This is a genomic window from Dolichospermum sp. LEGE 00240 (genome assembly GCF_015207875.1).
GTDB lineage: Bacteria > Cyanobacteriota > Cyanobacteriia > Cyanobacteriales > Nostocaceae > Dolichospermum > Dolichospermum gracile.
Genome location: NZ_JADEVZ010000130.1, coordinates 1 through 7,196 on the forward strand (window position 1 = coordinate 1; position 7,196 = coordinate 7,196).

Annotated in this window: 12 protein-coding genes and 1 pseudogene; 3 read left to right on the forward strand and 10 right to left on the reverse strand. The window is 37.1% G+C overall.

What is annotated here, in order from left to right; all coding sequences use genetic code 11:
- Positions 1-218 (reverse strand): transposase (locus IQ226_RS23980; protein WP_193896637.1); only part of this gene is annotated, 218 nt, incomplete at its 3' end.
- Between the two features lie 179 nt (positions 219-397).
- Between IQ226_RS23980 and IQ226_RS23985 the strand changes: the two genes are divergently transcribed.
- Entirely contained in the window at positions 398-634 is a 237-nt protein-coding gene (locus IQ226_RS23985; protein WP_193899569.1) for a hypothetical protein, read from the forward strand.
- Positions 635-862: 228 nt separating this feature from the next.
- Here IQ226_RS23985 and nifD read toward each other — a convergent pair whose 3' ends face one another.
- Both nifD and nifH read right to left on the reverse strand, forming a co-directional pair.
- Positions 863-2,257, reverse strand: a complete 1,395-nt coding sequence (nifD, locus tag IQ226_RS23990) for a nitrogenase molybdenum-iron protein alpha chain (RefSeq protein ID WP_193899571.1) — start codon at positions 2,255-2,257, stop codon at positions 863-865.
- A 173-nt stretch (positions 2,258-2,430) separates the two neighbouring features.
- A pseudogene (nifH, locus tag IQ226_RS23995) lies at positions 2,431-2,877 on the reverse strand (nitrogenase reductase); the annotation flags it as partial.
- Positions 2,878-2,987: 110 nt separating this feature from the next.
- On the opposite strand from nifH, the gene IQ226_RS24000 reads away from it, so the two are divergent.
- Both IQ226_RS24000 and IQ226_RS24005 read left to right on the forward strand, forming a co-directional pair.
- Positions 2,988-4,415: an integrase gene (locus IQ226_RS24000; RefSeq protein ID WP_193899572.1), complete on the forward strand. Its 1,428-nt coding sequence runs from the start codon at positions 2,988-2,990 to the stop codon at positions 4,413-4,415.
- A 60-nt stretch (positions 4,416-4,475) separates the two neighbouring features.
- Positions 4,476-5,081 carry a hypothetical protein gene (locus IQ226_RS24005; RefSeq protein WP_193899574.1) on the forward strand — a complete coding sequence of 202 codons (606 nt, stop codon included), beginning with the start codon at positions 4,476-4,478 and terminating at the stop codon, positions 5,079-5,081.
- Positions 5,082-5,099: 18 nt separating this feature from the next.
- Here the strand turns inward: IQ226_RS24005 and IQ226_RS24010 are convergent, their stop codons facing one another.
- From IQ226_RS24010 to IQ226_RS24040, 7 genes are all read right to left on the reverse strand, one after another.
- On the reverse strand, positions 5,100-5,324 hold the full coding sequence (locus IQ226_RS24010; RefSeq protein ID WP_193899576.1) for a type II toxin-antitoxin system HicB family antitoxin: 225 nt from the start codon (positions 5,322-5,324) through the stop codon (positions 5,100-5,102).
- 2 nt (positions 5,325-5,326) lie between these two features.
- Positions 5,327-5,542 carry a type II toxin-antitoxin system HicA family toxin gene (locus IQ226_RS24015; protein WP_193899578.1) on the reverse strand — a complete coding sequence of 72 codons (216 nt, stop codon included), beginning with the start codon at positions 5,540-5,542 and terminating at the stop codon, positions 5,327-5,329.
- A gap of 16 nt (positions 5,543-5,558) precedes the next feature.
- Entirely contained in the window at positions 5,559-5,771 is a 213-nt protein-coding gene (locus IQ226_RS24020; protein ID WP_193899580.1) for a DUF433 domain-containing protein, read from the reverse strand.
- Positions 5,696-5,959, reverse strand: coding sequence for a hypothetical protein (locus tag IQ226_RS24025; RefSeq protein ID WP_193899588.1), 264 nt, complete (start codon positions 5,957-5,959; stop codon positions 5,696-5,698). Before IQ226_RS24025 ends, IQ226_RS24020 begins: the two co-directional genes overlap by 76 nt.
- A 25-nt stretch (positions 5,960-5,984) precedes the next feature.
- Positions 5,985-6,287 carry a type II toxin-antitoxin system RelE/ParE family toxin gene (locus tag IQ226_RS24030; RefSeq protein ID WP_193899582.1) on the reverse strand — a complete coding sequence of 101 codons (303 nt, stop codon included), beginning with the start codon at positions 6,285-6,287 and terminating at the stop codon, positions 5,985-5,987.
- Positions 6,287-6,547, reverse strand: a complete 261-nt coding sequence (locus IQ226_RS24035) for a type II toxin-antitoxin system ParD family antitoxin (protein ID WP_193899584.1) — start codon at positions 6,545-6,547, stop codon at positions 6,287-6,289. Before IQ226_RS24035 ends, IQ226_RS24030 begins: the two co-directional genes overlap by 1 nt.
- Before the next feature lie 294 nt (positions 6,548-6,841).
- Positions 6,842-7,006, reverse strand: coding sequence for a type IIL restriction-modification enzyme MmeI (locus IQ226_RS24040; RefSeq protein ID WP_193899586.1), 165 nt, complete (start codon positions 7,004-7,006; stop codon positions 6,842-6,844).
- Positions 7,007-7,196: the final 190 nt, after the last annotated feature.

Here is a 7,196-nt window from a genome sequence, read left to right on the forward strand (position 1 = left end):
CGCCAATTGCGGAAATATGTATATACAGTTTGCCATGGGGGAAAGTCTCCGGGTAAGTTTCGCCATGTACATCCTTGAGTTAATACATAAAAGATGGCATTAAGTACGCACCAAATATCTACTTCTCGTTTTCTACCACCAGTTTTAGCTCTTGGAATTAAAGGTTCTATTAGTTCCCACTGTTCTTTAGTTAGGTTGCTGGAGTATACTTTACTCATTGCTCTCTACGGTTCTGTATTTTTGTATTTACAGATTATACCCTGAGAGCTTTTTTTACTCAACTTCTAACTTTTCAAACACCCTCTTATAATAACTCCTTGAGTTAGTGATATTCTGTGTAGATATCACATCCCAAATATTCAATGATAAAATCAAGAAAATTAAAGATAATTTACCAATGACAACTACACTAGTTAAACCGTCCCAATTACTACCTGAAGGAATTTGCATCAAGCATATCAACAACCTCATGCTATTCAAATTTACCGATAAGCTAGGTGAACGGATGCAAGAACTGCTTGATAAAAGCAAATTAGATACCCTCACCCCAGAGGAAGCAATAGAACTAGAGGCAATAGGGAAACTTGACGATATCTTCAGTTATATTAACGCTGCTGTTGCTGCCCAAGACTAACACACCATACTATTTAGTCTATAAAATCAACCCACAAAAAGTTATCAAATTTAACCAAATCACCAAATATCATAAATTCACAACCATCTCAAAATCAGATAAAATCAGACTTTTACTACTTGCAGTTATCCACAAACAATGTTATTATAGGACATAATAAAATCCATTTAGTCTAAAAATTAAACTCTCATAATTGCCCAACTAAAAAACCTCCCAAAAAACCTTAAACTAACGCACCTTTCCAGCAACATAATCAAGTTCGGAGTAATCCCAAGAGTGCATTTGACGGAAAGGAAGACCCATCTTTTGGAAGACATACTTCTCTTTCACACCGGAAGCAACTAAGTCTGGCTTCAATGCTTTGATGAATTCTTCAAATTCGTAAGCGGTAACGTCGTCATAAACTATCGTTCCGTTTTCGATGTAGTGAGTAGTCCGTTTATAGTCGTCACTGTGAGCGAACTCATAACCAGTACCAATCATCTTCATTCCCAAATCTTGGAAAGCGGGAACAACGTGACGGGGACGTAAACCACCAACCATCATTGCAACTGTCTTACCTTCCAAACGGGGGCGATATTGCTTAACGATCGCATCCATGGTAGGTTGGTACTTAGCAATTACTTTTTCAGCATTTGCTTGGATCTTCGCATCAAACTTAGAAGCGATTTCGCGTAAAGATTCAGCAATCTTGGTAGGACCAAAGAAATTATATTCAAGCCAAGGTATACCGTAGGCCTCTTCCATGTGACGGCTGATGTAGTTCATCGAGCGGTAACAGTGGATGAGGTTCATCTTCACATTTGGTGTCATCAACATTTCGTTGATTGTACCGTCACCAGACCATTGAGCCACAACGCGCAAACCGATTTCTTCTAAAAGGATACGGCTGGCCCAAGCGTCACCACCGATGTTATAGTCACCAATGATGGCTACGTCATAAGGAGTGCCTTCAAACTTCAATGTACCGTCTTTCTTACCTTGATCTGCTTTGGGGAATACCCAGTCACGAATCATGTCGTTAGCAATGTGGTGTCCTAAAGACTGAGACACACCACGGAAACCTTCGCAACGGACAGGAATAACTGGCTTACCGATGGTTTTGGATGTCTTTCTAGCTACTGCTTCGATGTCATCCCCAATCAAACCGATAGGACATTCAGATTGAATAGAAACCCCACGATTTAAGGGGAATAATACATCTAATTCTTCAATTAATTTAGTCAGTTTCTTGTCACCACCAAACACGATATCGCGTTCTTGGAAGTCGGAGGTGAAGTGCATAGTACCGAAGGTATCAACACCTGTTGTACCTAAGTAGTAGTTACGACGACCAGACCAAGACCAGTAACCGCAACCAACAGGACCGTGACTGATGTGGATCATGTCCTTGATAGGACCCCAAACCACACCTTTAGAACCTGCGTAAGCACAACCACGAGCGGTCATTACACCAGGCAAGGATTTGATGTTAGATTTAACACCACAATCAGCCTTACCTTCTTCAAATACGTTTAAATGCTTTTCACGCTTCTTAGCAGCTTTTTCGGGGTAAGCTTTGAGAACTTCTTTAACTAGTTCTTTTCTTTGTTCAACAATCTTCTTGTCATCTGGAGGAGTCATTTTTAGTCTCTCTTGCTCCTAAAGGAACGGAATTAGGGATGAGGTGTTTGGGGACATGAAGTCCCCTGTAGCGATAGGGGAAATGTTGGTCAAAGGTGAGAGCTTTTGATGTGCTGCTCTCTGCCTTTTTCCTGGTGCGAGAAAATTCTTTCTTGGCAGCGAATTATACTGAATTATGCTTTAGCAATCAATTTTGCAGCATTTTCTTCGCTTTCAAGAATACCGAACTCAATCAACAATTCTTCCAACTCTTCCATTTCGATAGGTGTAGGGATGGTGAGGTTGGTGTTGTTGATGATTTTCTTAGCTAGTGCGCGGTATTCGTTAGCTTGTTTGCTTTCGGGTGCATACTCGTTCACTGTCATCCGACGTAATTCAGCGTGTTGAACTATGTTGTCGCGAGGAACGTAGTGAATCATTTGAGTGTTCAAACGTGCAGCCAAGGTTTCGATTAATTCGATTTCTCGGTCTGTGTTACGGCTGTTACAGATCAAACCACCTAAACGAACTCCACCGGAGTGAGCATATTTAAGTACACCACGAGCAATGTTGTTTGCAGCGTACATCGCCATCATTTCACCTGATGTAACGATGTAGATTTCTTGTGCTTTACCTTCACGGGTAAGACTATTGATATAATCTAAATTCACGGAAAGTGTTTATTTTCTACAATGTTTACTGCGATCATTGTCAGAAATGGACAGTTTTTTTATTAGGGTGAATCTAGGGTATGGACAGAACACAGGAAGCATTTGCCGATTTTCAACCAACAGCTATCACGGATGGGGGATATTTAGGTAGAATGCAAGCAGTAAATGACCAAGAAATTCACATTAAAACTAAGTTACAGACGGAATTAAAAGCAGTAAATACTAGACTAAAAGCAGCTAAGGTTTGTGTTTATATCCGAAAATCTGGTAATTGTTTACAGTTGAGAAGTACCCTACCTATTAAACCAGGTGATGTTGATAAAAACGGTAGCGGCACAAAGCAATATGATATTTCTTTGGGTATTCCCTTTAGTTTTGATGGTTTAAATACGGCAGAAGAAGAAGCTAATGAGTTGGGTAAATTAATTGCCAGAAAACAATTTCATTGGACTGATAAATATTTAGGCAAAACCAGAATTAAAGCTAATTTACAAAAGATTAGTGACTTAATTATAAATTTTGAAGGAAATTATTTTCAAACTAGAAAACGGACTCTGAAAAGTGAAAATACTTTTAATAGTTATCTATATATTGCTCAAAAGCATTTACCTAAGGATAAACTAGCGATAAATGCTAATTTTATGGAAGCTGTGCAATTTTGTAGTTCTTCAGATAGTGTAAAAAATGAGTTAATTAAGGTGATTCGGGTGTTATGTAAATGTTCTGGTTTAGAAATACCTGAGTTAAATAACTTCAAGATCAAAGCTACTGCTAAAAGAAAGCGGGATATACCAACAGATTTAGAAATTGAGAAAGAATATTTAAGGTTTCAAAACTATGCCTTGAACCGTCCCACTAAGTTAATAAATAGGGAAGATCGGAATAATTGGAAATTGTGGAGATGGGTATATGGAATGTTGGCAACTTATGGATTAAGACCATTGGAAATTTTTGTTAAACCTGATTTGGATTGGTGGTTATCATCAGATAATACTATGAATACATGGCGGGTAAATGAAGAATGTAAAACTGGAGACAGGGAAGCATTACCATTATATCCGCGTTGGATTGAGAGTTTTAATTTAAAGAATGATCAAGAAGCAATTGAGTTATTAAAAACAAAGATTGCCGATAAAATTACCAGTAAACAAATTAATGCTGTGCGACATGGTACAGATAGATGGTTTAGATTTGTAGAGATTCCTTTTCAACCCTATGATTTACGTCATGCTTGGGCAATTAGAGCGCATTTGATGGGGATTCCTATTAAAGCTGCGGCTGATAATTTGGGTCATTCTGTAAATATGCACACTTCAATTTATCAGAAGTGGTTTAGTTTAGAAAATCGCAATGTGGCAATTGAGGAAGCTATTAAAAAGAAGTCAAAGGCGGAAGAGTTACAAGAGATGGTTATTCACCTGGAAAGGGAAAATGAGAGGTTAAGAATTGACAATGAAAGATTGAGGTTGCAGATGGGACACAGTTTGATAAAAATTGAGTTAAGATAAGGGTTAGCCTCACGCAGAGGCACAAAGAGTAATTTTATAAAATTAGGAATGTTACAAGATATGTCTTATAGTCAATTTACATCTATTGGTAAGGTTAAAGAAGCTTTTGGGTTAAAAACTCAGGAAGGTGGGCGTTTTATTCCTGTTCTTGAAAAAATTGAACCATCTGTGACGCTAAAAGCATATCTTGAAGAAAGTTTACCGCTGGCTGGTTCTGCTAGTGAAAAAGCACGTTCAGAAGGGATTATCTACCCAGTTTTGTTAGAAGTCAGAAGAATTTTAAATCGGCAAATTAGTTTATTTTCGGGTGAAGATTTTACAGTTGATGAGTCAGTGGGACTTAATGGAATTTGCGATTTTCTATTAAGTAGTTCTCCTGAAGTTTTAGAAATTGAAGCGCCTGTAATGGTCATTGTTGAAGCAAAAAAGGCTGATTTAAGAACTGGGTTTGGACAATGTATTGCAGAGATGGTGGCCGCGCAAAGATTTAATGCTGCTAAAAATCGTCCGGTTTTAGTTATTTATGGTTCTATTACTAGTGGTACACAATGGCGGTTTCTGAAGTTGGAAAATGATCTTGTCACTATTGATTTGATGGATTATGCTCTCCCACCTGTGGAAGAAATTTTGGGTATGTTAGTTTGGATGATGCAAAATGGCGGGTAATTCAGCAATTAAAAGTTACTAACCAATTGTCATAGAAGAACCTACCATTAAAGGCTGTGGAAGTGGTCTTTCTTGTAACTGATATTCTTCAATCAAAAGTTCTAATACTTCTTCTCCATGCTGTAGAGCTTCTGCATAAGTTTCTCCGTGAGTATGGGCATAAGGACCAAACTCTGGAAAACTGACTACATATTTTTGATCTTCATCTGACCACTGAATTAAAATACTGTAATGGTGATTCATAATTACTCTTCCTCTTGATTTAAATTTTCTAAGTCTTTGAGGGCATTTCTTACATCGCGTTCTTGATAATGATCTGCGTCTGCTCCGTCTTTCCCTGATAATATCAAACTATAGGATAAACTGGGATGACTCCAAACTGTATGGCTTCCTTTGCCTGGTCTGTGGGTAAAGCCAGCTTTTAATAGTTTAGCTTTTAGTTCTCGAATTTTTTTAGGCACAAATAAAAATATCCTATTATTTTAACTTTTTCTCACGGTCAGCAGCAAAAGTAAGACAGGCTTTAATATCTTCTGAGGTAAGTTCGGAAAAGTCTTCGAGAATTTCGGCTTCTGTCATACCACCTGCAAGATATTCTAAAATATCATATACGGTTATTCGCATTCCTCGAATACAAGGTTTGCCGCTACGTTTGCCGGGTTCAATAGTGATAATTTTGTGGTAGTCCATAAAATATTATAATTTATCCATCCTACATAATTATAGCGATCGCTCTCATAACCAAAAACACCGAAAATGCAATCGCTCTCATAACCCACAACACCAGAAATGCGATCACTCTCATAACCAAAAACACCGAAAATGCAATCGCTCCCATAACCCACAACACCAGAAATGCGATCACTCTCATAACCCACAACATCGGAAATGCGTTAGTGAATCCTAATCTCCAAATTCTTCAAATACAGCCCTTAAATCTCTTTTTCCATAAACAACACGGACAATTTCAATTCCATTTTCCAAAGGATAATAAAAAACAATATAATCATTAACTATAAATCCACGTAAATCCAATGCGACCCAAGAATAGTCTTTTCCCATGTTAGGAAAACTAGAAACTAACTTACATTTTTGCCTAATATTATCAAACAGTTGACTTGCTGCTTTTGTATTTGTTTGACCAATAAATTCACAAATTTCATTGAGGTCTTGAACCGCTAGTTTAGAGAAAAAGTAAGTACCCATTATTGAGCTTGTTTCATTTGCTTTAACTTTTCTTGTAGTTGTTGAAAAACTAATTCACCTTCTATTACCTCACCTTGACGAATTTGTTCTGTTCCTTCAGCAATTTTTCGCCTTAATTCACTGAGTTGCTTTTCTTTTTCTTCATGTTGTTCTAAAAGTTGAAAAGCTATAGATAATAACTCATCAATGCTTTTATATTTACCTTGTTGTAGTTTTTCAAGAATGTATTTTTCTTGATCTGGCTTGACTGCAATTTGCATCTTTATCTCCTTATCTTTGAATTGATAACAATTCTCCAGATTATATCCTCAACATCCATTTTAGCATTAAATCACCTATTTGGATTGTAACCGTTCACGGGGGGTACAAAAAACGCTCTATATGAGATTCCACGAAAACAGCATGAAAAACGTTATAGATTTGATTTTTTTAGGTCATTTGAAATTCGCAAAATCTCTATATCGGTTTGCAAATCGTTTTCCAGCCAATTTAAGAACCATTCGTTAATATGTCAATTTGCCTGAAAAACCCAACAGACAAAGCTTTCAGGTTTTTTAATAAATTCTCACCCCCTGTGAACGGTTACGATTAGTACGACAATCATCTAAAAATTCACTAAATAAGCCTCTAGGCAATAAATCAATATCTTCTGCAAATAAAGCAACAACGCACTGAAGAATAAATTTTTGGGCAATGTCTTTTTTTTCTCTTCTTTCCACTAAGCGATTAAAAACTTGGGCAACGTTATCTGCTGCTTTACGAGTGACATCAATTAAATTGTTTAGGACTTACGCATTGACAAAGTAGTAAAATAGTGTATTGATAAAAAGTATCATCTACTTATCAGGTATCGGACAATTAGAAAAATCAGCAAACCTTCCACAGCACAATGCAATCTGGAACATTACA